The following is a 26,447-nucleotide window of genomic DNA, read 5'->3' as shown; positions in this document are numbered from 1 at the left end:
ATTACCCTTTAATAATCTTGTTAAATTCTCGATTTGGCGCGTTGTTAATATGGATTTCCATTTGTGGATAAGCTAATTCAACATGGTTTTCTTTGAGCTTTTTGCAAATCCGTTTATGTAAGTCATGCCTTAATGGCCAGCGATCATTCATATCTTTAGCATAAGATCTAACTTCATAATCTTGAGTGTGCTGGCCAAAACCTGCAAACCACACTTCTGGTTCAGGGAAGCTTAATGATAAATCACACTCTCGAACCGCTTGATGAAGTAATGCTTCCACTTTTGATGGGTCAGCATCACGTTGAACCGATACACTAACAATCACACGGGTAATCGGGTCTGATAACGACCAGTTGACCAGCTGTTCGGTAATAAAGGCTTTGTTGGGAACAATAATCTCTTTTCGATCCCAATCCACAATGGTTGTGGCTCGTATTTCAATTTTGCTTACGGTACCAGTTAAATCGCGAATCGTGACGGTATCGCCTATTCGTATCGGTTTCTCGAATAAGATAATAAGACCTGAAATAAAGTTAGCAAAAATTTCCTGTAAACCGAAACCCAGCCCGACAGAAAGGGCTGCTACCAACCACTGTAATTTTGACCATTCAACACCAACGGTAGAAAAGCCCACTAACATACCTACGAACACCACCATGTAACTACTGACGGTAGTAATTGCGAACCCGGTACCAGGTGACAGTTCAAGCCTTTGTAAAATAGTTAGTTCTAATAAACCTGGTAGATTTTTCGCTATCATTGCGGAAAAACCAACAAAGATAAATGCGAATAGAATCGATTTTAATGTGATTGGGATCTGCTGTTCCATTCCATTAACGACCGAATGGGTATTCCATAAAGTAATACCATCAAGAAAGGAAAATAATGCCGTGTGAGTTTGGGAAATTAATCCTAGTAAACTGGCAAAAAATGCCAAGATTAATAACGATCGCACCAGACCCAGTGACTGACTGGATATGGTTTCGAGATCGACAATCGGTTCTTCATAGTTTTCAGACACATCAGGGGTGTTATTCAGTTCGCCACGTTCTCTTTGTGCCAGTCTCTCCGCACGTTTAGCTTTAGCGCGATCAAACGCAATTAAGCGACGCTCAATTAACATCCAACGTTTTATGAGTTGATACAATAAAAGGAAACCGAGCCCTAATACTAACGATAACTGTAATTGCAGTAGTACTTGAAAGGCACTGAAGTAGTAACCAATAACAGCAAAGAAAATGCTCGCACATGGCACGGTAATTAAGAATATCCAGATAACCTTATGCAGTAACTTCATATTCTTGCCATCATTGGCATTAGCACGGAAGTCGCTGATAAATGAGTACATATCTTTATAAAGTAATAATAGCGATATGGTGAGCAATATGAAGGCTCCACGGCCAATACTATTGCGGATTAGGGATGTATCTAGTGCTTCTGTAAAACCAATAATGCCGATTAAAGGCCAGCTCAATACAATAAAACGCAGGGTTTTTTCCTGTAATCGCCTGATTAATGGTTCTGGTCTTCTGAAATGGCTAATCAAAATACCGTTATCAATAGCAAGTAATGCAAAGAAGCGATAAACCAAATAACAGCAACCTATAGATAAAACACCGACGCCAATCGCATGAACAAAATTCAGTTCAGAAGCAAATAGTATCCAGCCTGCTAGTAATAATGGTAAAGGTTTTACTAATGAATAACTTAGGGTTAGTGCTAGGGTTTTAGCAGTATATTTGAATTTATCTTGAGTCACATTACCAACGTATTGCCCATAACGTTGAATTGTTTTACTAAATTTAGGCGTCAGTAAATCCTGTGCCATTAAACTGAGTATCAGCGTGATAACCCACCAAGCCCAGTATATGTTTTGGTTTTTCCAAGCTTGTTTAATTTTCTCTCGTTGTTGAGCTTGCATCATCCACACTGTGGCATTTTTTAAATCAACCAACCAAAGTCCGGTAATTGCAGCGGCATTAGGTACCCAAAATAGGTGCTCATTTAGGGTACTTTTGAGTTCTAGGTATATTTGATTTAATTGCTCATAGCTATTTCTAAGCTTAGCTTGTTCATTAAGGTAAACATCGTAGCTTTGCACAACCTGCTCAATAAGGCTTTGCTGTGATTGAAGCAGTTGGGTTTGTGTTTTATTAAGAAATTGCTCAGTACTGAGTTGTTGCTTATTCAGCGCTCTTTGCTGCTCGGCTTGATAACGCATTAAGCGAGAGTCTGCGATTTCAGCCAGTAGCAGATCTTGATTGGGTGGTTTTGGCAGAGATTGCAGCATTTGTAGAAAACGATCACCAAAAGCTGAGTTGGTTTCAACCCAGGTAATTTGCTCTTCTACATTGGTGAGCTGCAGAGCATGAGATTGATATTGTTTCTCTGCTTTTTCTTGTTGGCTAATAACCTTGGTTATTTCACTGTTGATACGAATTAGCTCAGCGGCATACTGCTGATTTTTATTACTTAGCTCTTGTGAAATGACATCGGCTAGCTGCTGCTCGCCGATAAGATTATTGGCAATGGTATTCGCCGCTTTTTGTTGGCGGTATTGATTAGTTTGTATATTTAACGCTTCAATCAACTTTTCTTGTTGCGAGTGTTCTATCCGCAGCAATTGCAGTTGTAATCGGACAATTTGCTTTTGCTTTGGGCCACTTGATAATTCTGCTGAAAGGGTATTGATATGCTGTTCAAGTAAAGCGCCCTGTAAACGTTGTAGCTTACCAAGCGGAGTGTCGTCAGGTGCTTGCTGAGCACGTTTATGCTGACTAGAAGCCTCTTTTGCTTGTTTGATAAGATTAGGTAAAGCTTGTTGTCTTTTATTTAGGCTAAGAAGTTGTTGGCTTAAATCGCTTTCAGATTGCTTTTGTTCCGATAAGTGGTAATAAGCCATTGAGGCTTGCTGGCCAATATCGACATCTTTACTAATGGCCAGTTCGCTAACTGGTTGATTGATAAGTTGGGTGATATTTTCAATGGTGATAGCGCTAGTGCTACTGAGCTCAAGATAGCTTTGCTCTTCGCTGTGTTGCTTTTCAATGCTTTCTTCAACGGAGGTGATTTGAGCCGGAATGTCGATGACTTGAGTGTTGTTGGTATTTTTTGAAAAGCCCAAGCGTTTATCTAGCTGCAGCGGTGACGTTGCAGAGACAGAAAAAGAAATGGCACAACACAATATAACTGCAATACGGAACATAGAGGAATGATTGCTAGTGAGAGACTAATACAATGGTAACAAAAACCTGAGTTTACGCTTTATTTTTTTTATGATTTTTATGATTTTTATGATTTTTCTGAGTTTCGAAAATTGCTGTGATCAAGATAATGCTCCCGCCGATAAACGTATTCAAATTAACTTGCTCGTTTAGCAATAGCAGGGCTAACACAGTGCCATAAAAGGGTTGCAAGCATGAGACTAAGCCAACCGTTTTCGCACTTAGTTGACGTAATGCAGAAGCAAATAAGGCGTGTGGGGCAGCAGTAAAAAATATGCCTAAAATGACAATTGAAGTCCACACCTCAATATTGATGGTTTGAATCTCTACCTCTAACCAAGGGCTCAGTATCAGCACCGCTACCAATGTTTGATAGAACATTGCCTGAGGGCCGCTGTAGAGTGAAAAGTAGCGTTTATGGAGTAAGTTCCTCCCAGTGAATAAGGCGGCTGAGAGTATGCCTGTAGCAATTCCTAGGGTGACATCATTATCAAGGTTAGCTTCGGGGATAAGTAAAATAACCCCTGTGAGTACCGCTAAACCAGATAAGACATCTGCGAGTTCTAACTTTGTTTTATTGATTAGCGGCTCAACAAGAACTGTCATTACAGGGTAGGTGAAAAACGCAATCATGCCGATGGCGACTGATGAGAGTTGCATAGAGGCAAAATAGGTCACCCAATGTAAGCTCACCAAAATTCCCAGTCCAAGCGCGACAAAGTAGTGTTTGATTTGTTGTAGTTGGAGATTTTGTTTACTTAATTTGACGATGCAGCCAAGAACAAAAAAGGCAATAACGCAGCGTAACACGGTGATATCAAGTGGACTTAGGGGGATAATTTTAGAAAATAATGCAGTACCACCAAACAGTAGTACTGCGATATGCAGCTGAATTAACCCGGAGTTTGGATTAGTTCCTTGTAAAGCGCCTGTTGGCATCATACTGATTCAGCTGTCATCTTGGTTCTAGTACAAATTAGTTTAAATGAGCAAATGCCTGACCCATGCGAGTTGTTTGTGTTGGCTCAACGCCTTCTGCAAAACTTTCTATGGCATCTTGAGCAAATAGCATGACGACAGTAGAACCTAGCTTAAAGCGGCCCATTTCTGCGCCTTTTTCTAATGTCAGTGCTTCAGCACCTTCAGTTGGGTAATCCCAAGTAAACACTTGCTTGCCACATGGTGGCGTGACCGTGCCCGCCCACACTGTTTCAATGCTTGCCACAATCGTCGCGCCTACTAATACCATTGCTAGCGGGCCTACTTCGGTTTCAAAAATAGCGACAACGCGTTCGTTACGAGCAAATAACCCTGGAACGTTTTGGGCTGTTAATGGGTTAACCGAAAACAAATCACCAGGAATATAGGTCATTTTTGACAATGTGCCGGTGATTGGCATGTGAATACGGTGATAATCTTTTGGTGCTAAATAAATCGTTGCAAAGTCACCATCGTTAAAGCGTTCAGCATCTTTAATCTGGCCACCTAAAAGCGCTAATGTGGTGTAATCATGCCCTTTAGCTTGAACAATTTTACCCGCTTCAACTGGTCCACACTGGCTAACTGCGCCATCAACAGGATGAGCCATTGTTTTTGCATCTTCAACAATAGGACGTAAACCCGGCTTTAAAGCGCGAGTAAAAAATGCATTAAACGTTTTGTAGGCTTCAGGCTCACTTTGAGCCGCTTCTGACATGTCAATTTTGTATTGCTTAATAAACCATTTAATACCAGCAGTCGTAATCGCGCCAGCTTCGGAAGCTGCAAGCTTACCCACAAGACGTGAAAGAAAATGTTTAGGCATAATGTATTGCAAAGCAATTTTAACAGAATCCAATTGAATACCCTTTTTAGTTATTTATGTTTTTAATCATGTTCTTTAAATATGATACAACGCTTTACATCAGTGCGTCAGCTCATAAGCTTTTATTATTCGTCGATGGCTCTGAAATGGCGAGCATGTCTTTGTTCATCGAGACTGGCAATAATGCGTTGGTAATTACTGAATCTATCTTGGGTTATTTTCCCATCTGCTAATGCTTCTTGCAAGGCGCAGCCGGGATCGTCGCCGTGTTTACAATCTCGAAACTTACAGGTTCCAATATAATCTCTAAACTCGATAAAACACCAACCGACACGCGGCGCAGGTAAATGCCAAAGGGCAAATTCACGCACACCAGGAGAATCAATTAAGTCTCCACCACTTTCAAAATGCAATAGCTTTGCCGTAGTCGTGGTGTGCTGGCCAAGCCCTGAGTTATTAGACACGTCGCCAATAGCCAGTTCTGCATCAGGCATTAATGCATTAATCAGTGACGATTTACCGACACCAGATTGTCCTGCAAACACGCTGATTTTATCAGACAGTAACGCTTTAATCTGATCAACACCTTCGCCAGTATGACTACTTACCATATACACGGGGTAACCTATTTGGCGATAACGCTCAAGAGCCACTTCGACTTCTTCACGGTTTTCATCAGTGAGCAGATCCATTTTATTAAGGATAATCACAGGTGGGATATCGGTGTCTTCTGAAGCCACTAAGTAACGGTCAATAATTTGGGTGGTAAAACTTGGTAATATTGACGATACAATGAGTATCTGATCAATATTTGCCGCAATGATTTTAACCCCGTCGTATAAATCTGGACGCGTTAATGAAGATATTCTCGGATGAACTGCTTCAACAATGCCGCCAATGCCACGGTTGGTTTCAGTGGCAAGTCGCACTAATACTTTATCACCAGTCACTAAACTAGTAATGTTTCGGCGAATGTTACAACGTGCGACAGTACCATCTTCAGTTTCGATATCAGCGTGTTGTCCAAAACGAGAAATGACGATTCCCTGTTGTTCAGACCCCAGTAGACTATCCTGTAATTCAGTAGCTGAATCTTCAGTGTCTTTACGCTTTAAACGCTTACTTTGATTGTCGCGCATTCTGCGCTTTTGGCTTTGGCTAAGTGGTTTCTTTTTACTCACAGGATAATCTTCATCAATTAGGTGTTTTTGTGTCGTATAAAAAAACAGTATGATACACCCTCTTTAGTAAAAATGCCTGAAATAAGGGCATTAGACAGAACAAGGCAAAAATTATGGCTATAAATTCAAACAATCTTATTTGGGTTGATTTAGAAATGACGGGTTTAGAGCCCAGTGTTGATCGCGTGATCGAAATTGCCACCATAGTGACGGACCAAGAACTTAATGTGTTAGCGCAAGGCCCTGTTATTGCTATTCACCAATCTGATGAAGTGTTAGCAGGCATGGATGATTGGAATCAAACCCATCATGGTCAATCCGGTTTAATTGACCGCGTAAAGGCCAGTGTCCTTACTGAAGAAGATGCCATTAGACAGACGATTAGCTTTTTAGAGCAGTATGTTCCTAAAGGTGCATCGCCAATGTGTGGTAATACTATTGGACAAGATCGCCGTTTTTTAAATAAATACATGCTGGAATTAGAAGAATTCTTCCATTATCGCAATATTGATGTCAGTACGATAAAAGAGCTTACACGTCGCTGGAAACCAGAAGTGATGGACGGGCTTACTAAAAAGAATACGCACCAAGCTTTAGAAGATATCAAAGAATCTATCGAAGAATTGCAGTTTTATCGTCGAGAAGTATTTAAAATTTAACCGATCAGACTTTTTTTTTGAAATAAGGGTTGCAGTGTAGTGAATATTACATATAATGCGGCCTCAACTTTTTACAGTAAGACTCATTACTGCAAGCTGTTGAAATTTGAAAATTGCAGTATAAAGATGCGACATTAGCTCAGTTGGCAGGTTGAAATACGATACCTTGCTGAATGAATTAAAAAAGCAAATAGATGCGACATTAGCTCAGTTGGTAGAGCGATACCTTGCCAAGGTATAGGTCATCAGTTCGAACCTGATATGTCGCTCCAATTTTCAAATAAAAATTTATATGCGACATTAGCTCAGTTGGCTCTGGTTCAAACGATACCTTGCCAAATGTTTTGATAAAGCATTGTGATGCGACATTAGCTCAGTTGGTAGAGCGATACCTTGCCAAGGTATAGGTCATCAGTTCGAACCTGATATGTCGCTCCAAATTTTAAAAATTTAAATTGATATGCGACATTAGCTCAGTTGGCAGGTTGAAAGACGATACCTTGCTAAGTGAATTAAAAAAGCAAATAGATGCGACATTAGCTCAGTTGGTAGAGCGATACCTTGCCAAGGTATAGGTCATCAGTTCGAACCTGATATGTCGCTCCAATTTAAAAAGCTTCAAAATAAAATTGATATGCGACATTAGCTCAGTTGGCAGGTTGAAAGACGATACCTTGCTAAGTGAATTAAAAAGCAAATAGATGCGACATTAGCTCAGTTGGTAGAGCGATACCTTGCCAAGGTATAGGTCATCAGTTCGAACCTGATATGTCGCTCCAATTTCTCCTCTAAGATATAAACTTCCTATTTATAATTTCAAAACTACAAAGCAAATCAATAGCTAGCTCAGTTGTGCTTCTAGAAATAGTGATACCTTTTTTATTGCCAAGGTATAGGTCATCAGTTCTAACCACTTTTTTTGAACAGACTGGTCGCTCCAATTTCTCCCCTAAGATATAAACTTCCTATTTATAATTTCAAAACTACAAAGCAAATCAATAGCTAGCTCAGTTGCGCTTTTAGAAATAGTGATACCTTGCCAAGGTATAGGTCATCAGTTCGAACCTGATATGTCGCTCCAATTTCCCCACTAAATACAATCATTCTTACTCAAAAAAACCATACTTAGCTCAGTTGCGCTTTTAGAAATAGTGATACCTTTTTTATTGCCAAGGTATAGGTCATCAGTTCGAACCACTTTTCATGAACAGACAGGTCGCTCCAATTTCCTCTCTAGTTACAACAATTCCTAATTAGAGACCTTCGATGACTAATTTAATCCTTCTGAGCCATAGTTATTTCGTTTTTACTAAATTACCTATTTTTTATATGTAAAATATGAACTCGCTCAAATATTCTTAGCGTATTTTCAACCATAATAAATACAAGCTTTTACAATCTTATTTTTACTAACTACTTGTTGTGGTTAATGATGGAGTTTTATTATGCGTATCCAACAATTAAGTGAAGTGCTTGAGTTTATTGCCAAGTCACGCTTAGACATGGGTCAACTTTATGGCCGATTAAACCGCAATGCAGATTCTACAAGAGTAAAAATGATGTTGGAATATCTGCAACAGCACCAACAACATGTGCACGATAGTATTGAAAACTATATCGATGAAGCACCAAAGCGAATGCTCGAAACTTGGTATAAAGATATTACGTTCGAAGATTTTGAAAAACGCTGCCAGGATTCGACGTTACCAGCCAATATGAATGAAGATGATGTGTTAGAGCTGCATCTAGATTTAGAAAACCGTTTAATTGCTTTTCTAGAAAAGACAGCAAACAGCACTGCAGTGACAGAAATTAAAGATGCCCTGCTGGATTTGGTGCGAGTTGAAAAAACACAACAAAAACGTATGGTGCATAGTGCACTTCGTATGGAAGATATCTAACAGATATTTTTCAACAAACAGTTTTATGTTAATATTTAAAAACAGAGCCAGCTTGCAAGCTGGCTCTGTTATTTTCAGCTTTTAAAATCGTGCAAGACCGCAGATAACCATATTATTGTCTGTTAAATTGCAGTTTTTATATGATTATTCTCCTAAGTGCTGGTAAGTTAACATGACTTCTTTAATTAAAAACCTCCAAGATGAGCAAGCGACAATTGAACTTGGTGTTGAATTGTCTTTGCGAGTGTCTGCTCCTTTAGTTATTTATTTAACTGGCGATCTTGGTGCAGGAAAAACCACATTAAGCCGCGGATTAATTCAAGGTTTAGGTCATGATGGAAATGTAAAAAGTCCAACATATACGCTAGTCGAGCCTTATGAGTTAAAAGATATGCAAATTTATCATTTTGATTTATACCGGTTATTAGATCCTGAAGAGCTTGAATACATGGGGATCCGTGATTATTTTACAGATAATACGATTAGCATTATTGAATGGCCTGATAGAGGGCACGGGTTAATTCCTCAGCCTGATATCACTATTCATCTCAACTATGTCGATGAACACAGACATGTTGAAGTCACTGGTCTAACAGATTTAGGCCGTGAAATTGTTGGTAAATTAGATAAGTAAAATCATTGGTTCAATACAAATATTCGTTAGTAAACAATAAGTCAATTAACTAAAACAATAATGACCCTATTAAAAATGACACGATTTTTTTCTTTAATTATCCTGTTGTGCTGCGCTATGCAGGTCACAGCAGCAAATAAGCTCGACAGTGTACGAATTTGGGATGCTCCGGATTCCACCCGAGTTGTATTTGATCTATCTTCAGCCCCTGAATACAGTTATTTCACGCTCACTAACCCTCAGCGTCTGGTGATTGACTTAAAAGATGCCACAACGAAAGTGAAACTTACGGATATTGCCAAAGACAGTAAGTTGATTGGTAAAATACGCCTTAGCACGCCACCTAAGAAAGGCACTTTAAGGCTTGTTTTGGAACTTGGTTCTCCAGCAAAAGCGAATTTGTTCTCACTTACGCCTACAGCCCCTTATGGCAATAGATTAGTGCTAGATTTAGATAACACTGACGGGAAGAGTTCAGCTAAAAAAGCGGTAGTTAAAACCACAAAACGTGCTGCTGATGTCGTGGTAGCTATCGATGCCGGTCATGGTGGAGAAGATCCTGGTTCCATTGGTCCAAAAGGCACCTTTGAGAAAAAAGTGGTGCTAGAAATTTCAAAGCGCCTTGCCCGCAAGATAAACGAAACGCCAGGTATGAAGGCGGTGATGACTCGCACTGGGGATTACTTTGTTAACTTAAACCAGCGCTCAGACCTTGCCCGCAATAGTCGAGCAGACTTGTTGATATCAGTACATGCAGATGCCTTTACTTCGCCACAGCCTAAAGGCGCATCGGTGTGGGTATTATCAAAACGCCGAGCCAATACAGAAATTGGCCGTGTATTTGAGGATAAAGAAAAGCACTCTGAATTATTAGGGGGTGTTGGGGACATTATTCAAAACTCTGATAGCGAACAGTACTTAGTGATGACATTGATAGACATGTCGATGGATAATGCTATGGCTGAAAGTCATAATATTGCTACTGACGTATTATCTGGTTTAGGTAAAGTCACCAAACTACATAAAAGCAAACCTGAATCGGCGAGCTTTGCAGTATTGAAATCTACCGATATTCCGTCAATTTTGGTTGAAACAGGCTTTATTTCAAATCCCCAAGAAGAGAAATTGTTGTTGAGCGGTAATCATCAGCAAAAATTAGCCAATGCTATTCACAAAGGTGTGGTCAGGTATTTTGAAGAAAACCCGCCATCAGGTACGACTTTTTCAAAGCAAAGCAATGTTAAGCATACTGTCAGAAGCGGAGAGTCTTTGTCCGTGCTTGCACAGCGATACAAAGTGAGTGTTGCTAGCATTAAGAAAACCAATAATCTTAAATCAGATGTATTAAGGATTGGCCAAAAGCTAGTCATTCCAAGAGCGTAACTATGACTATTCAAATCTTACCGCCACAACTTGCTAACCAAATCGCTGCAGGCGAAGTGGTCGAGCGCCCTGCATCTGTCGTTAAGGAGCTGGTTGAAAATAGTTTGGATGCTGGTGCAACGCGGGTTGATATCGACATCGATAAAGGTGGCAGTAAGCTCATAAGAATTAGAGATAACGGCAAGGGAGTCTCTAAGGATGAATTAGCGTTAGCTCTTTCTCGCCATGCAACCTCTAAAGTGCATTCTCTTGATGATTTAGAAGCGATATTAAGTTTTGGTTTTAGAGGAGAAGCGCTAGCCAGTATTAGTTCTGTCTCTCGTTTAAGTCTCACTAGTAAACCTGCAGAACAAACTGAAGCTTGGCAAGCCAATGCTGCCGGCTCACAAATGGACGTGAAAATCACCCCAGCTGCGCATCCTAAAGGCACAACAATTGAAGTTGTCGACTTGTTTTTTAATACGCCAGCAAGGCGCCGTTTTTTAAAAAGTGATAAAACCGAATTTACTCATATTGATGAGTGGTTAAAGCGTATTGCAATCGCGCGTACGGATGTACATTTTACGTTAACGCATAACGGAAAGTTAGTAAGACAGTACCGTACAGCTAATACCGAAATACAGTATAAACAACGATTAGGACAGATATGTGGTCGTGCATTTGCCGAACATGCATTAAGCCTAGAGTGTCAGCATGATGGGCTAATTTTATCGGGTTACCTCCAATCGCCCAATGACTTGCAAGTTACCGATAGCTGCTATTTTTACGTTAATGGTCGTTTAGTGAGAGACAGATTGGTCAATCATGCTGTTAGACAAGCATTTGAGCAGTTTCAAATACAGCATCAGCCTGGCTATGTATTAATGCTCGAGATAGATCCGCATCAAGTTGATGTTAATGTGCACCCAGCAAAGCACGAAGTGCGTTTTCATCAAAGCCGCTTAGTGCATGATTTCATTTTGCAGGCGCTGCAATCTGTTTTAGCTCAGTTGCCAGAGTTAGGACTGGAAATCCCAACGTCTTCTAAACCAATTATTGATCAAGGTTCATCGATCCCGAACGATGAAAGTGACTGGCAGGATAATGAACACCATGTCAGTCAAGGAAGTAACCCAGCTCATCAACCAAGAGAACATTCCATTAGCCAATTTGGCAATATGTCAGTGCCGGCGCAGGGATATCAATATAAGAATAGTGATAACACTGGGAATCATAGTGTTATTGGTGGGTATGGGAATGAGCGAAATGTCGATAATGTTGAGATAACGCCAACAGCCATCGCAAATTATGGACAACTACTTCAAACTCAAGCTGAAAAAACTTCATTAACGCAAATTAATGAAGCTAATCTCTCCGCACAAATTACAATGCCATCAATATTAGGTGGTCGCTATTGGGTGATAGTAAAAGCGAGTGAGATATTATTATTAGATATTTCTCAAGTGGCTACTTTAACGAGTAAAAATGAGATTATAGCTAAGCTTGCTACAGGTGTTGTTGGTCAACCGCTACTCATGCCTGTTTCGATTCAGGCTGATGTAGATTGGAAAACAATACTCGACGAAAGAGAGCAACTGCTACGAAGAATGGGTTTAACCTTATCGATTCGTTATCAACAGTTGATAATTAAGAATGTGCCCCCATATCTGAGAGATAGCCAATTGGCAGTGTTAATTCCAGAATTACTCAACTGGATAAAATTAGAAACACCGACAGATGAAGCATTAGCTTTATGGATGGCAACTCAGCAAGCACAAAATTTTTCAGCTGCAGTTGATGTTTGGCAACAATATAGTCAATTAAGTGATGAACAGCAGCAGAGTTTGCTGTCAGGGTCAAAATCATTACCATGGCAAAAATGGTTAGAAGAGAATTAATGTGAACCAACTCAAACAGCCCAGAGTATTGTTTTTAATGGGGCCAACTGCTTCAGGTAAAACGGCTTTAGCAATTGAAATGGCTCAAAAGCATAATTGCGAAATTATATCTGTAGATTCAGCATTAATTTATCGTCAGATGGACATAGGTTCGGCTAAACCGGATGCGAATGAGCTTTCATTAGCGCCTCATCGTTTGATTGATATATTAGATCCCAGCGAAAGTTACTCGGCAGCAGATTTTAGACGTGATGCAATTGCTCAAATTGAAGATATTATAAGTCGTGGTAAAACCCCTTTATTAGTCGGTGGCACCATGATGTATTTTAAAGCGTTATTAGAAGGCTTGTCTCCTTTACCTGGGGCTGATGAACAAATCAGAGCTCAGATAATGGAAGAGTCACAAGAGCAAGGTTGGGAAGCATTACATGACCAACTATGCCAAGTGGATCCGACATCTGGAGCTAGAATTCACCCAAATGATCCACAACGCCTATCTCGAGCGTTAGAAGTTTTTAGAATAACGGGTAAGACAATGACTGAGTTAACAGCGACGAAGTCTGAACCATTACCATACGATGTGGTGCAATTTGCGATAGCACCACATGATAGAAAAGTATTACATGAATTGATCGCAAAAAGATTTAAACTGATGATGCAGCAAGGTTTTATCGAAGAAGTCCAACGATTGAAAGATCGCGGAGATTTACATTTAGATATGCCTGCAATGCGTTGCGTTGGTTACAGACAATGTTGGCAGTACTTAGATGGTGAATTTGACTATGACATTTTAATTGAAAAAGCCACTGCTGCTACTAGGCAATTAGCTAAACGTCAATTAACATGGTTGAGAAGTTGGCCTGAATTAATCTGGCTCGAAACTGGCGCCGAAGGAAATTTAGTTACACTTATACAACATTCGAACTAGATTATTATTAGTTGCTGTATAATACTAAAACTAAACAATAAAACATTATTCAAAAAATTTGTTTTGAAAATAAAAAAAAGGAAATTGAAATGGCTAAGGGGCAATCTTTACAAGACCCATTTTTGAACGCTTTGCGTCGTGAGCGTGTACCAGTATCTATTTATTTAGTTAATGGTATTAAATTACAAGGACAAGTTGAGTCATTTGACCAATTTGTTATCTTGCTAAAAAACACGGTAAGCCAAATGGTTTACAAACATGCTATTTCAACAGTAGTGCCTGCTCGTCCATTTAACGTGGCAGCACAACCTACTCATACTACCAATGATGAAGACGCTTCATCAGAATAATATTTAAGGAGTTTACTACTTGTTTGATCGCTATGAAGCGGGTGAAACCGCGGTTCTTGTACATATTGAATTTTCTGACGACGATCGTAGAGAAGACATAACTGAGTTACAATTATTAGTCGAATCAGCAGGAGTGCGCTCTGTTGGTGTTATTACTGGGAGTCGACGTTCACCTGATAGAAAGTTTTTTGTTGGTTCAGGTAAAGTAGAAGAGCTTGCTGCAATGGTAGCGGCTACGGAAGCTAAAGTAGTGATTTTTAATCACTCTTTAAGTCCTGCCCAAGAAAGAAACCTAGAGCAGGTTTGTGAGTGTCGAGTTTTAGACAGAACAACACTGATTTTAGATATTTTTGCTCAAAGAGCGAGAACACACGAAGGTAAGTTGCAAGTGGAGCTAGCGCAATTGCGCCACATGTCGACACGCCTTATTCGTGGTTGGACTCACTTGGAGAGACAAAAAGGCGGTATCGGTATGCGAGGCCCGGGTGAAACCCAGCTGGAAACCGATAGACGCTTGCTTCGTGGGCGGATTAAAAGCATTAACCGTCGACTGGATAAAGTAGACAAGCAACGTGAACAAAGTCGACGATCGAGAAAGCGTAGTGATTTATCCACAGTATCATTGGTGGGTTACACGAATGCTGGGAAATCGACCTTGTTCAATGGCTTAACCGCCTCAGATGTCTACGCCGCAGATCAATTGTTCGCCACACTTGATCCTACGTTGCGGAAATTAAATTTACCCGATGGTGCAGTGATATTAGCTGACACCGTTGGTTTTATCCGTCACTTACCTCATGATTTAGTTGCAGCCTTTAAAGCGACACTGCAGGAAACTCGTCAAGCTGACTTGTTATTGCACGCTGTTGACTGCGCTGATGAAAATATGACGGAAAATTTCGAACAAGTTCAAAATGTGCTTGAAGAAATTGATGCAGATGAAATCCCTCAATTAGTTGTTTGTAATAAAATTGATTTATTAGAAGATTTTGTTCCTCGTATTGATTACGACGATGAGGGAAAACCTGAGAGAGTTTGGGTTTCTGCACAGAAAAAAATTGGATTTGAATTGCTTTTACAGGCTATCAACGAGTTAATCGGTGAAGTCATCATAGAGCAAACATTGAAAATACCAGCTACGGCTGGTCATTATCTTGGTCAGTTTTATCGACTGGACGCGATACAGCAGAAAGAGTACGACGATCTGGGGAACTGTATTTTGTCTGTTCGTTTATCGGATGCCAATTGGCGTCGATTAACAAAACAGAGTCAAGGCGAATTAGAAACGTTTATTATTGATGATTCAGTTGAAGAGTCAGAAGTAGACGTTACTTGCTAATATCATTTATTTCATCCACTTATGGAGTACTGAATGGCTTGGAATGAGCCCGGTAACAAGGGAAAAGACCCTTGGGGAAACAAAAACAGTAACGACAAAGGCCCACCAGATTTAGACGAAGTTTTTCGTAACCTTTCAAAGCGCTTCGGCGGTGGTAAAGGTGGTTCAGGTGGAACATCGAGCCCTTCTTTTAATCCAATGTTCCTAGTTGTTTTCTTGGTCATTGGTTTAATCATTTGGGGGGCTTCTGGTTTCTATACTATTAAAGAAGCTGAGCGAGGCGTAACTTTACGTTTTGGCCAACATTCTGGTGAAGTTGGACCTGGGTTACATTGGAAAGCGACTTTTATTGATGACGTTACTCCGGTAAACATCAAAGCGGTTCGTTCTATCCCTGCTTCTGGCAGCATGTTAACCGCAGATGAAAACTTGGTTAAAGTTGAACTTGACGTTCAATACCGTGTTGATGATGCTTATTCATACTTGTATAGCGCAGTTGATGCCAATGCCAGTTTGCGTGAAGCGACGGACAGTGCTCTTCGCTACGTCATCGGTCATAACACCATGGATGACATCCTGACTACGGGTCGTGATGCTATTCGTCGTGACACATGGTCTGAACTTGAGCGTATTCTTGAACCGTATAAACTTGGTTTATCAATTCAAGATGTCAACTTCTTGCCGGCTCGTCCGCCAGAAGAAGTCAAAGATGCATTTGATGATGCTATTTCAGCTCAAGAAGATGAACAACGTTTCATTCGTGAAGCAGAAGCTTATGCGCGTGAAATTGAACCGAAAGCCCGTGGTCAAGTTGAACGTATGTCGCAACAAGCTGGCGCTTATAAGCAGCGTGAAGTGCTAGAAGCCCAAGGTAAAGTAGCTCGTTTCGAAAAACTTTTACCTGAATATCATATGGCACCAGAAGTGACCCGAAAACGTTTGTATCTAGATGCTATGCAAGAAGTGATGGCTGATACTAACAAGGTACTTATTGATACCAAAAACAATGGCAATTTGATGTATTTACCTTTAGATAAAATGATGGGTAATCAATCTAGCACCAAAATGGCTGAGCCGATTGTTGAAACGCATGTGAATACACCTGCTAACAACTCTATGACGTCTTCAATGCCACTTGATGGACGCCAGACTCGTGAGTCTCGTTCTCGCCAAGGGAGGGATTAATCATGGGTAAAGTCGGTCTAATTATTCTAGTTATTATTCTAGGTATTGGTTCATCAGCTGTGATGGTTGTCAGTGAAGGTGAACGTGCAATCGTTTCTCGTTTTGGTGAAATCTTAAAAGATGACGTCGAAGGGCAACCAGTAACACGCGTTTTAGCACCTGGATTACACTTTAAAATACCCGCTATTGATAAAGTGAAGTATCTAGATGCGCGTATTCAAACTTTAGATGGTGCAGCGGATCGTTTCGTAACATCAGAGAAAAAAGATTTGATGGTTGATTCGTATGTGAAATGGCGAATCGCAGACTTCGAAACATTCTACTTGTCTACCGGCGGTGGTAACATCGCTACAGCTGAAGACTTGTTACAACGTAAAATCAACAATGATTTACGTACAGAGTTTGGTCGTCGCACCATTAAAGAAATTGTTTCTGGTAAGCGTGATGAACTGCAAAATGATGCACTTGAAAATGCATCTGAAAGCTCGCAGGATCTGGGTATAGAAGTGGTTGATGTGCGTGTTAAGCAAATCAACTTACCAGCCAATGTTAGTAGCAGTATTTTCCAGCGTATGCGTGCTGAGCGTCAAGCTGTAGCAAAAGAGCATCGTGCACAGGGTAAAGAGCAATCTGAAATCATCCGTGCAACGATAGATGCTGACGTAACGGTTAAAGTTGCTGAAGCTGAACGTAAAGCCCTAACCATTCGTGGTGAAGGTGATGCGTTAGCTGCAAAAATCTATGCTGATGCTTATAATAAAGATGCTGAATTTTACGGTTTCTTAAGAAGTCTTGAAGCGTATAAAGCAAGTTTCGCTGGCAACAGTGATGTTATGGTATTAGAACCAGATAGTGATTTCTTCAAATATATGAAATCGATAGATGGTAAATAAGCCAATATTTCATTAAATGAAATTCTAGCTTGATTAAAAAACCCGGTTTATACCGGGTTTTTTGCTTTTTCGGATTGTACGTCGAAATAAATTGAATTTTCCTATGTTGATGCTATTAATCAGCTATGACTAATTTAGTTTGTGAGTTTTATGTGTATTTTTGTTAATTTACAACCGCTTATGTTTTTCACTTCTCCATCAATTCCTAGATAATGATATAAACGATTGCCTGTTTTTTGAACGTTAGTAAAAAAACATACAAATCCCGTAACTTAGTTGTGTGAATTACTATGATCTGGTTCTAATTTTTCGCTATAATGAGCCCCGCCTCAAAGTATAGATTTAGCCTTTAGTGATTCTAATGTTGCTAAGTTATTAAAATATAAGAATTCCAACACCCTCTGGGAGATAAGTGGATGAGCAAAGCGCCAGTCGATAACGGACGCCGCAGATTCCTGACAGCCGCAACCGCCGTAGTTGGTGGAGCTGGAGCCGTCGCTGTAGCGGTGCCTTTTATTAAGTCATGGAATCCGAGCGCTAAAGCGAAAGCTGCAGGCGCACCGGTAGAAGTAAATATTAGTAAAGTAGAGCCAGGTCAATTAATTCGTGTTGAATGGCGAGGAAAACCTGTATGGGTTGTCCGTCGTACTGAAACGATTTTAGAACAATTGACTACATTAGATGGTCAATTACGTGATCCTGCTTCAGAAGAATTACAGCAACCTGCATATGCAACTAACCCTGCACGTTCAATTAAGCCTGAATTCTTTATTGCTGTAGGTATTTGTACTCACCTAGGTTGTTCACCGACTTATTTGCCAGATACCTTTGGTGAGCAAGTGGAAGGTGTGTCCGCTGGTTTCTTCTGTCCTTGTCATGGTTCTAAATTTGACATGGCCGGTCGTGTTTTCCAGGGCGTACCAGCACCATTAAACCTAGTTGTACCTCCGCATCAATATGTCGATGATGGAACTGTACTCATCGGTGTAGACACAGGAGCTGCATAATGGTTAAGAATATCGTTGATTGGATTGATGCTCGCATCCCAATGACGGCGACCTATAATCGCCACGTTGGTCAATATCCAACACCAAAGAACTTTAACTTCTGGTACTTCTTTGGTTCATTAGCATTACTTGTTCTAGTTAACCAATTACTGACTGGTATTTGGTTAACAATGAATTACGTACCAACGGCTGAAGGCGCTTTCGCTTCAGTTGAATATATCATGCGTGATGTAGAGTACGGCTGGTTACTTCGTTACATGCACTCAACGGGCGCTTCGGCATTCTTTGTGGTGGTTTATCTACACATGTTCCGTGGTTTAATCTACGGTTCTTATCAAAAGCCAAGAGAGCTACTTTGGTTATTTGGTATGTTGATCTTCCTCGTGCTGATGGCTGAAGCATTTATGGGTTACTTACTACCTTGGGGGCAAATGTCCTACTGGGGTGCGCAAGTTATTATCTCATTATTCGGTGCTATTCCATTTATTGGTGATGATTTAACCTTGTGGATCCGTGGTGACTACGTTGTTTCAGGGGCTACGCTAAACCGTTTCTTTGCCTTGCATGTCATTGCTTTACCATTAGTGCTTGTTGTACTTGTATTCCTTCACTTAATTGCATTACACGAAGTAGGGTCTAATAACCCTGATGGTGTTGAGATTAAGAAGAATAAAGATGAAAACGGATGGCCAGTTGATGCTATTCCTTTCCACCCTTATTACACAGTAAAAGATATCATGGGTGTTGCCGGTTTCTTAATCGTCTTCTGCTACGTGTTGTTCTTTATGCCAGAAGGTGGTGGTTACTTCCTTGAGAAGCCAAACTTTGAAGCGGCTAACCCAATGAAGACCCCTGAGCACATTGCACCGGTTTGGTACTTCACGCCTTTTTATGCAATTTTACGTGCTATTCCAGACAAGCTATTAGGCGTTGTCGGCATGGGACTAGCGATTATTGTGTTATTTGTTTTACCTTGGCTTGATCGCTGTAAAGTGAAGTCAATCCGTTACCGTGGATTGGTCCATAAGATTAACATTGCGCAATTTACAGTATCATTCTTGATTCTTGGTTATTTAGGTGCAGTTCCAGCTACGCCTACATTAACTATTGCAGCTCGTGTCTTTACACTTACTTATTTTGCTTTCTTCGTTGCACTGTGGGTTTACAGTAAAAATGAGAAGACGAAACCGGTTCCTACGAGGGTGACGCACTAATGAAAAAGCTATTAATCGCATTAGTTACATTATTACCAACCCTTGCTATGGCTGCGGGTGGTTCGAATGTTCACTTAGAAAGTGCCAATGTTGACTTACACGATAAAGAGTCGCTTGAGCGTGGTTTGAATTTATTTCAACAATACTGTTCTGGCTGTCACAGTACTCAGTACCAACGCTATGGTCGTGTTGCTGACGATTTAGGTATCTCAGTTGATGACATGCGTAAAAAGTACATGTTTACTGATGCTAAAATTGGTGAGTTGATGGAAAATGCCATTCCATCTGCTGACGCTGCAAAGTGGTTTGGCGGAGCTGCACCGGACTTAACTTTGGTGGCTCGTGTCCGTGGTCAAGATTGGGTTTATTCATACCTTAAAGGCTTTTACAAAGATGAAAGTCGTCCATTTGGTGTAAACAATACAGTATTCCCATTAGTGGGTATGCCGCATGTTCTTGAAGATTTACAGGGCATTCCTGTTAAACAAGAAGATGGTACGTTTGTGACAACTGGTGGCAAATTAAATGCCGAAGAGTATGACCAAGCAGTTCGTGATATTACTGGTTTTCTTGCATACTCTGCAGATCCAGTGAAGCTTGAGCGTGAAGCTATGGGCTGGTGGGTGCTCGGATTTCTATTCTTTTTCTTCATCATTGCTTATTTGTTGAAGAAAGAATACTGGAAAGATGTGCACTAGACACGAATAACGGGTAAAATACATTATTCGCATACTTTAAACGAGGGGCTTAGCCCCTCGTTTTTTCTGTTTTTTCCGTTTCCTGGAGGATTCCAATGGCTGTAGCTGCCAACAAACGCTCTATCATGACACTGTTTTCTGGTGCTGATGACTTATATAGCCACCAAGTACGTATCGTACTGGCTGAGAAAGGGGTAACTGTTGATGTATTGCAGGTAGATCCTAGTGACAAGCCTCAGGAGTTACTTGATGTTAATCCGTACAATTCAGTTCCGACATTAGTTGATCGTGAATTGGTCTTGTATGAGTCTCGCATTATCATGGAATATTTGGATGAGCGTTTCCCACATCCACCATTAATGCCTGTATATCCAGTTGCTCGCGGACAAAGTCGTCTAATGATGCACCGTATTGATACTGACTGGTATGAATTGGTTGCCCGTATTCGCAGAGGTGAAAAAGCTGATGCTGCTCGTAAAGAGTTAACTGAAAGCTTAGTTGCTTTAGCGCCAGTATTTGCTGAAATGCCTTACTTCATGAGTGAAGAATTTGGTTTGTCAGATTGTTACTTAGGTCCGCTATTATGGCGTTTACCTGAATTAGGTATCAACCTTGATGTCCGTACTTCTAAAGATATCCATGCTTACATGACACGTATTTTTGAACGTGAATCATTTAAAGCATCGTTAACTGAGGTTGAGCGCGAAATGCGCATGGGCATGTAATGACAGCAATTACACCTAATCGTCCATATTTGTTGCGGGCTTACTATGAGTGGTTGATGGATAATCACTTTACCCCACATGTTGTTGTGGATGCATTTGTAAAAGGGACTCAAGTACCACAAGAGTTTGTTAAAGACGGTCAAATCGTACTTAACATTGCCGGTGGCGCTGTGGGAAATTTACAAATGACCAATGAATTTGTCGAGTTTAATGCTCGTTTTGGTGGTGTACCTCAGCAAGTCGTTTTACCGATGGCTGCTATCGTTGCAATTTATGCACGAGAAAATGGTGCAGGTACCGTGTTTGATATGGAAGATGCCTATATGGCTGAAGATGAATCTGAAGGTTTAACTCCAGCGCCTAGAGCATTCTCAACAGTTGAATCCACAAAAGATTCTACAGTTGAGACTTCTGACTCAAAGGAAGAAAAGCCAGCAGGTGATTCTGAAAAAGCTAAAGGACGTGCTCATTTAACGGTTGTTAAATAGACGTCGCAAATCATAAAAAAACCAGTTCTTAGTCTATGACTAGTAACTGGTTTTTTATTGCCTGAAATTTGAATATCTAAATGATTTTCTCGTTAAGTTATTTAGGCTGTTCATAAATAATACATTATCATTCTGATTAGCCCTGTAAGCCTATAGGGCTTAACTCATATCATTTTTAAGATAATTACTGGCGATTCGGTTGAGTTTGAAAGCGACTTTCAAACAACGATTTTCAAGATTGTCATTTTCAATCTCTAATTGATATCTAGCCACAATAGCAAGATAGGCACACAGCTTTTCACTATCGGTGGCTAATGCTATTTTGGCGATGTCTGGGACAAAATTCTGATATTGGTTACGACAGTTTATATCAGGGTAAACATCATTAGGATCCCAATCTTGCCACAGACAATTGTCCACTTGAGACTTAAAATTCGTAAAGCTGTCTTGGTCAATAGCAGGCTCAGTTAGTTGTTCAACCAAATTCGCTAATAATGACTCAACACCGGTGGCAATATGTTCTTCTGCAGTAGGTTGATCAACAAAACAAAACTCGCCTAAACTTAACTTGGCAGTGTCAGAGGCATGGGTTTCTTCTAGCTGCTTTTTACGCCCTTGATGCCATGCAAAACTTACTAACGGATAATCAACTTCTGCTGCATTGTAATCAACACAGGCCACATATTCGTTTTGTATATCGGGAAAGCTATCTTGACGATAATGTCCGACAATGACGGGAATGATCAGATCGTTATGTGGATGCTCTTCAGTTAATTCCAAAGAAGGGAAGTTTAAAATAATATCAAGGAAGCTACAAAGCTGGTGGTGTTTATCAAATGCACATGGCCAATACTGTTGCGCCAGCGAGTTTGCTGAATCTGTATAGTTTGAAATGGCATCTATTGCATGCTGATCCCAGCATGCGTGTATCGCTCGAATATGGCCAAAATCCAAATATAACGGCAGTGACATGAACCAATCTATCCATTGATATATCGATTCATCACCATGCTCGAAAAGCGATAGAAAATATGGCTGCTGTATAGCAGGGTCTAGTTCCGACACTTGATTATCATTACCAGCAGTTAAGCCGTTAACTAATGGTGTATCAGTAATAGGGTGATGTTTACTCCAACCAATGGCATCGAATTCATTTTTACCTAATAGACAATATGCGAAACCTTCTTTGACCATGCGTGTTATTAAAGTTAACAGCGCTAAGTTATCAGTATCAATTTGAGGTTTCGTGGAAATCATATTTCCACAAAATACCAGTTTTACGAATTGGATGCTCGATTGGTCATCATCGATATCGAAATCAATTTCTTCTAGTAGTTCATTGAGCTTATCAAGGCGGCCATATACGTCGCCAATAAAATATAGACTCACATTTCCAACTTGAGTTACTTGTATCCGCATCTTGAGCGTTCCTAGGAGATATCTTTATCGATGATATCTATAAACATAAATATATGTAGGTATAGTATAACGTTGAGAAAAAACCTAACAGTTAACTAAGATAAACAGGCTGCTAAACGCTTAAGTGATGAGCAAAGCTATGCTATTATCCGCCACCATTCAGTTCTGACTATTTATTAGTTAATGAACCTTGTTTTTTCAAACATCTTAATCTTCTTTTAGGGCGCTCAATGCTGTTAATGATTGATAACTATGACTCATTTACATTTAACCTTGTGCAGTATTTTCAGCAACTAGGGCATGAAATTGTGGTTAAGCGTAATGATGAAATTACCTTGAGTGAAATAGAAGCACTAAACCCAAGCCACTTAGTTATTTCACCTGGACCTTGCTCACCTAATGAAGCTGGTATTTCTTTAAAGGCTATTGAGTATTTTGCGGGTAAACTACCGATTTTAGGTGTTTGTTTAGGGCACCAAGCGATTGCGCAAGTTTTTGGCGCAAAAGTGGTTCGAGCCAAACGAGTTATGCATGGCAAAACAAGCAATATCAGCCATCATAAAACACGGCTGTTTCAAGACTTGAATCAACCTTTGACTGTAACCCGATATCATTCTTTATTAGTTGAAAGCTTGCCTACTGATTTTGAGTTAGATGCTTGGTTTGATGACCCTATTCATGGGCAAGAAATTATGGCAATGAGCCATAAAACTCTACCTATATTTGGGGTGCAGTTTCATCCAGAGGCAATACTCACTGAACAAGGTCTTGAACTGTTGGCAAATTTTTTACGACACTAGTAGCCCTAAGACATATCTTCCCCAATAGTTACATTCAGCTTCTATCATTTCCTTGCGAATCCCTTCACAAAATCATTAGCCAATCTCTGTTACAACTTTAGCCAAAAAAGCCCACAAGTCTCATCATTATTTATGATATAAAAGAGCAATAATAAAAGCACTTGCCAAATGTCATTAACGTTTAGGCGAGAATATATCAAACATCTTTGATAACAAGGGATTCAATATGACAAGGCTACTGCGCAATACAGCGCTTAGTGCGCTTTCTTTAGCAATTATTTCAGGTTGCAGCGCGACAGCAGATACTAGCAATACCCCAATAGTGCCGAATACTTCTTCAAGTTATACAGTTCCGTTAGCCACTCCACCAAAAGCTGAGCAGTCACTTACATTAAATCAAATAATGGCTAATCCAGATTGGATGGGGGTGCTGGCTAAAAATGCTTACTGGGCTGATGATAGCCAATCAATATATTTTAATCGCCAAGCGCATCAATCACCGCTTCGTGATGTTTACCAGCAATCTGTTAGTGCTGCACAAGCCAATATTGTTAAATTGAATGAGCTGCATTCTGTTGACCAAAAATACGGTGTACTAAGTATTGATAAAGCGCAGAAGGCTTACATCTATCAAGGCAATATATTTGTTAAGCAATTGGCCAGTGGTGATGTTAAACAAATTACCCGCTTTAATACCCCAGTTGCGGATGTAAAGTTTTTGACCACAGGTGATCTTGTTTATGTTCAAGGCAATAGCGTTTTCAAGATTCATTTGAAATCTGGTTTAACCGAGCAATTAGCCGATATACAAATGGCGAATGCGCCAAAGGGTGTTATCGATCCTGAGTCATATATTGCTAAACAACAGCATCGTCTGATTGAGTATGTTGCACTGCAACATAACAATAATAAAACCCGTGCAGAGTATGCAGAAGAACTTGCTGCGCAAGATCCTACGTTTGCGGCTAAAACCTGGTATCTAGGGGATGATGAGTCAGTTTCGGAAATGAGCATTTCACCAGGTGGGCGTTACTTGCTCGTCAGTCTGGTTGAAAAAGACTACAACTGGCGTGCTGAGCACGACATTATGCCTAACTACCTAGGCAAAGATGGTTATGTTGACGCAGTTCCTTCAAGAGCAAGAGTGGCTGAAGATAGTTATCCTGGTCAGCGTCTTGTCGTCCTTGATTTAGTAGATCATATTAAGAAAGACATCACAATCGAAGGCCTTGATGGTTTTGATGAAGATGTACTTGCTAGCGTGAAATCAGAAAATGCTGAAGCTAAAGGCGAAAGCTATAAAAGTGAAACATCACCACGCTTACTGCAACTTATGCAGGATTGGACTTGGAGTCAAAGTGCGATTCAGTGGCATGAGACTGAAAATAAGCTGTTAGTGATGCTAGAGGCTGTCGATAATAAAGACCGTTGGATTGCCAGTGTTGATCTTGAAACAGGCAAGTTAGTGACTGAGCATCGTTTACATGATGATGCTTGGGTTAACTATACTTTTAACCAATTTGGCTGGGTTGGATCATCAGAGTCAATTTATTACTTATCTGAAGAGTCAGGTTATTCACAGCTTTATGTTAAAGGCGAAAATGGCAAGTCTACAGCACTAACCAAGGGTGAATATGTGGTTGATCAAGTGACTTTATCACCTGACGCGACACATCTTTATTACCGAGCCAATAAAGACCATCCAGGGACTTATAACGTATACCGTGTTGAAATTTCTTCAGGTAAAACTGAACAGTTAACGCAGTGGAATGGCACCCTAGATTATGAGTTAAGCCCTAATGGAAAATCGTTGTTGTTAACGGCTTCAAGTGCGATAAAACCTAACGAGCTTTATGTTCAAGAGATTGGCGGTGAGTTTACTCAACTAACAAATTACACTAGCAAAGCATTCGCCGATTATGCATGGCAAGCACCACAAGTGGTAAAAGTACCATCAAGCCATGGCGTAAAAGATATCTATGCGAGAGTGTATTTGCCTCAAGGGTACGATGCCAACAATGCTGAGAAGTATCCAGCTGTAATTTTCAATCATGGTGCTGGTTACTTACAAAATGCCCATAATGGTTTTTCAGGATACTTTAGAGAGTTCATGTTCCATAACATGTTAACTCAACAAGGTTACGTCGTCATGGATATGGATTATCGTGGTTCTAAAGGCTACGGCCGAGATTGGCGTACGGCGGTTTACCGAAATATGGGAACCCCTGAAGTTGAAGACTTAAAAGATGGTGTCAGCTGGATGGCTTCAAATAGCCATGTAGATACCGCCAAAGTCGGGACTTATGGTGGCTCTTATGGTGGTTTCTTAACGTTTATGGCGCTATTTAATGAACCTGAATTATTCCAAGCGGGCGCGGCATTAAGACCGGTTACGGATTGGGCACATTATAATGCGCCATATACCTCTAATATCTTAAATACACCGGACGTTGATCCTATCGCTTACGAAAGAAGTTCGCCGATTGAACATGCTCAAGGCCTAGAAAAGCCATTGCTGATTATGAGCGGTGTGTTGGATGATAATGTTTTCTTCCAAGATAGCGTGCGTTTAGTGCAACGTCTAATTGAATTAGAAAAGCCGATGTTTGAAACGGCCATTTATCCAGTAGAACCACATGGGTTTAGACAACCATCAAGCTGGCTAGATGAATATCGCCGTATCTATAAATTGTTTGAACAAGAATTAAAGTAATGCCGACGTTATTTTTAATTTGAAT

General features: G+C 40.3%; 22 protein-coding genes and 4 tRNA genes. 21 read left to right on the top strand and 5 right to left on the bottom strand.

Annotated features, from left to right (window positions below; translation table 11 throughout):
• Position 1: 1 nt before the first annotated feature.
• The 4 genes from FPK91_RS10745 to rsgA form a co-directional block, all read right to left on the bottom strand.
• Entirely contained in the window at positions 2–3,205 is a 3,204-nt protein-coding gene (locus tag FPK91_RS10745; RefSeq protein ID WP_144211244.1) for a mechanosensitive ion channel domain-containing protein, read from the bottom strand.
• Positions 3,206–3,257: 52 nt separating this feature from the next.
• Positions 3,258–4,166 carry a DMT family transporter gene (locus FPK91_RS10740; protein WP_227006543.1) on the bottom strand — a complete coding sequence of 303 codons (909 nt, stop codon included), beginning with the start codon at positions 4,164–4,166 and terminating at the stop codon, positions 3,258–3,260.
• Between the two features lie 34 nt (positions 4,167–4,200).
• The gene (asd, locus tag FPK91_RS10735) at positions 4,201–5,061 is read right to left on the bottom strand and encodes an archaetidylserine decarboxylase (protein WP_144211242.1); all 861 of its coding nucleotides are present in this window, start codon (positions 5,059–5,061) and stop codon (positions 4,201–4,203) included.
• Between the two features lie 92 nt (positions 5,062–5,153).
• Positions 5,154–6,209 carry a small ribosomal subunit biogenesis GTPase RsgA gene (gene rsgA, locus FPK91_RS10730; protein WP_144211240.1) on the bottom strand — a complete coding sequence of 352 codons (1,056 nt, stop codon included), beginning with the start codon at positions 6,207–6,209 and terminating at the stop codon, positions 5,154–5,156.
• A 113-nt stretch (positions 6,210–6,322) separates the two neighbouring features.
• On the opposite strand from rsgA, the gene orn reads away from it, so the two are divergent.
• From orn to FPK91_RS10635, 19 genes are all read left to right on the top strand, one after another.
• On the top strand, positions 6,323–6,868 hold the full coding sequence (gene orn / locus FPK91_RS10725; protein ID WP_144211238.1) for an oligoribonuclease: 546 nt from the start codon (positions 6,323–6,325) through the stop codon (positions 6,866–6,868).
• 196 nt (positions 6,869–7,064) lie between these two features.
• Positions 7,065–7,140, top strand: a tRNA-Gly gene (locus FPK91_RS10720).
• A 90-nt stretch (positions 7,141–7,230) separates the two neighbouring features.
• A tRNA-Gly gene (locus FPK91_RS10715) sits at positions 7,231–7,306 on the top strand.
• A 92-nt stretch (positions 7,307–7,398) separates the two neighbouring features.
• Positions 7,399–7,474: transfer RNA gene (locus FPK91_RS10710), tRNA-Gly, on the top strand.
• Between the two features lie 97 nt (positions 7,475–7,571).
• Positions 7,572–7,647 (top strand) — tRNA-Gly (locus FPK91_RS10705).
• Between the two features lie 666 nt (positions 7,648–8,313).
• The gene (locus FPK91_RS10700; RefSeq protein WP_144211236.1) at positions 8,314–8,769 is read left to right on the top strand and encodes a ferritin family protein; all 456 of its coding nucleotides are present in this window, start codon (positions 8,314–8,316) and stop codon (positions 8,767–8,769) included.
• A 172-nt stretch (positions 8,770–8,941) separates the two neighbouring features.
• On the top strand, positions 8,942–9,403 hold the full coding sequence (gene tsaE / locus FPK91_RS10695; protein ID WP_144211234.1) for a tRNA (adenosine(37)-N6)-threonylcarbamoyltransferase complex ATPase subunit type 1 TsaE: 462 nt from the start codon (positions 8,942–8,944) through the stop codon (positions 9,401–9,403).
• Between the two features lie 117 nt (positions 9,404–9,520).
• Complete coding sequence (locus FPK91_RS10690; RefSeq protein ID WP_227006542.1) at positions 9,521–10,786, top strand: N-acetylmuramoyl-L-alanine amidase; 1,266 nt, start codon at positions 9,521–9,523, stop codon at positions 10,784–10,786.
• 2 nt (positions 10,787–10,788) lie between these two features.
• Positions 10,789–12,663 (top strand): DNA mismatch repair endonuclease MutL, encoded by a 1,875-nt coding sequence (mutL, locus tag FPK91_RS10685; protein WP_144211230.1) that lies wholly within the window; start codon positions 10,789–10,791, stop codon positions 12,661–12,663.
• 1 nt (position 12,664) lies between these two features.
• Positions 12,665–13,591 (top strand): tRNA (adenosine(37)-N6)-dimethylallyltransferase MiaA, encoded by a 927-nt coding sequence (gene miaA, locus FPK91_RS10680; RefSeq protein WP_144211228.1) that lies wholly within the window; start codon positions 12,665–12,667, stop codon positions 13,589–13,591.
• Between the two features lie 89 nt (positions 13,592–13,680).
• Positions 13,681–13,941, top strand: coding sequence for an RNA chaperone Hfq (gene hfq, locus FPK91_RS10675; protein ID WP_144211226.1), 261 nt, complete (start codon positions 13,681–13,683; stop codon positions 13,939–13,941).
• A 19-nt stretch (positions 13,942–13,960) separates the two neighbouring features.
• Positions 13,961–15,280, top strand: coding sequence for a ribosome rescue GTPase HflX (hflX, locus tag FPK91_RS10670; RefSeq protein WP_144211224.1), 1,320 nt, complete (start codon positions 13,961–13,963; stop codon positions 15,278–15,280).
• Positions 15,281–15,313: 33 nt separating this feature from the next.
• Complete coding sequence (gene hflK / locus FPK91_RS10665; RefSeq protein WP_144211222.1) at positions 15,314–16,465, top strand: FtsH protease activity modulator HflK; 1,152 nt, start codon at positions 15,314–15,316, stop codon at positions 16,463–16,465.
• A gap of 2 nt (positions 16,466–16,467) precedes the next feature.
• On the top strand, positions 16,468–17,358 hold the full coding sequence (gene hflC / locus FPK91_RS10660; RefSeq protein ID WP_144211220.1) for a protease modulator HflC: 891 nt from the start codon (positions 16,468–16,470) through the stop codon (positions 17,356–17,358).
• Between the two features lie 416 nt (positions 17,359–17,774).
• The gene (gene petA / locus FPK91_RS10655; protein ID WP_144211218.1) at positions 17,775–18,365 is read left to right on the top strand and encodes a ubiquinol-cytochrome c reductase iron-sulfur subunit; all 591 of its coding nucleotides are present in this window, start codon (positions 17,775–17,777) and stop codon (positions 18,363–18,365) included.
• On the top strand, positions 18,365–19,579 hold the full coding sequence (locus FPK91_RS10650; protein WP_144211216.1) for a cytochrome b: 1,215 nt from the start codon (positions 18,365–18,367) through the stop codon (positions 19,577–19,579). The genes petA and FPK91_RS10650 overlap by 1 nt, the downstream gene beginning before the upstream one ends.
• Complete coding sequence (locus FPK91_RS10645) at positions 19,579–20,277, top strand: cytochrome c1 (RefSeq protein WP_144211214.1); 699 nt, start codon at positions 19,579–19,581, stop codon at positions 20,275–20,277. The genes FPK91_RS10650 and FPK91_RS10645 overlap by 1 nt, the downstream gene beginning before the upstream one ends.
• A 95-nt stretch (positions 20,278–20,372) precedes the next feature.
• On the top strand, positions 20,373–21,002 hold the full coding sequence (gene sspA, locus FPK91_RS10640) for a stringent starvation protein SspA (protein WP_144211211.1): 630 nt from the start codon (positions 20,373–20,375) through the stop codon (positions 21,000–21,002).
• Positions 21,002–21,490, top strand: coding sequence for a ClpXP protease specificity-enhancing factor (locus FPK91_RS10635; RefSeq protein WP_144211209.1), 489 nt, complete (start codon positions 21,002–21,004; stop codon positions 21,488–21,490). Before sspA ends, FPK91_RS10635 begins: the two co-directional genes overlap by 1 nt.
• Positions 21,491–21,649: 159 nt before the next feature.
• Here FPK91_RS10635 and FPK91_RS10630 read toward each other — a convergent pair whose 3' ends face one another.
• Positions 21,650–22,909: a metallophosphoesterase family protein gene (locus FPK91_RS10630; protein ID WP_144211207.1), complete on the bottom strand. Its 1,260-nt coding sequence runs from the start codon at positions 22,907–22,909 to the stop codon at positions 21,650–21,652.
• Between the two features lie 230 nt (positions 22,910–23,139).
• Here FPK91_RS10630 and FPK91_RS10625 point away from each other — a divergent pair, with 230 nt between their 5' ends.
• Positions 23,140–23,709 (top strand): anthranilate synthase component II, encoded by a 570-nt coding sequence (locus tag FPK91_RS10625; RefSeq protein ID WP_144211205.1) that lies wholly within the window; start codon positions 23,140–23,142, stop codon positions 23,707–23,709.
• A 226-nt stretch (positions 23,710–23,935) separates the two neighbouring features.
• Positions 23,936–26,422 carry a S9 family peptidase gene (locus tag FPK91_RS10620; RefSeq protein ID WP_144211203.1) on the top strand — a complete coding sequence of 829 codons (2,487 nt, stop codon included), beginning with the start codon at positions 23,936–23,938 and terminating at the stop codon, positions 26,420–26,422.
• The last annotated feature ends 25 nt before the right edge of the window (positions 26,423–26,447 follow it).

This window comes from Shewanella donghaensis, from assembly GCF_007567505.1.
Classification (GTDB): domain Bacteria; phylum Pseudomonadota; class Gammaproteobacteria; order Enterobacterales; family Shewanellaceae; genus Shewanella; species Shewanella donghaensis.
Note: the sequence above shows the minus strand (reverse complement) of the source record. Positions and strands in the feature narration are given on the sequence as shown.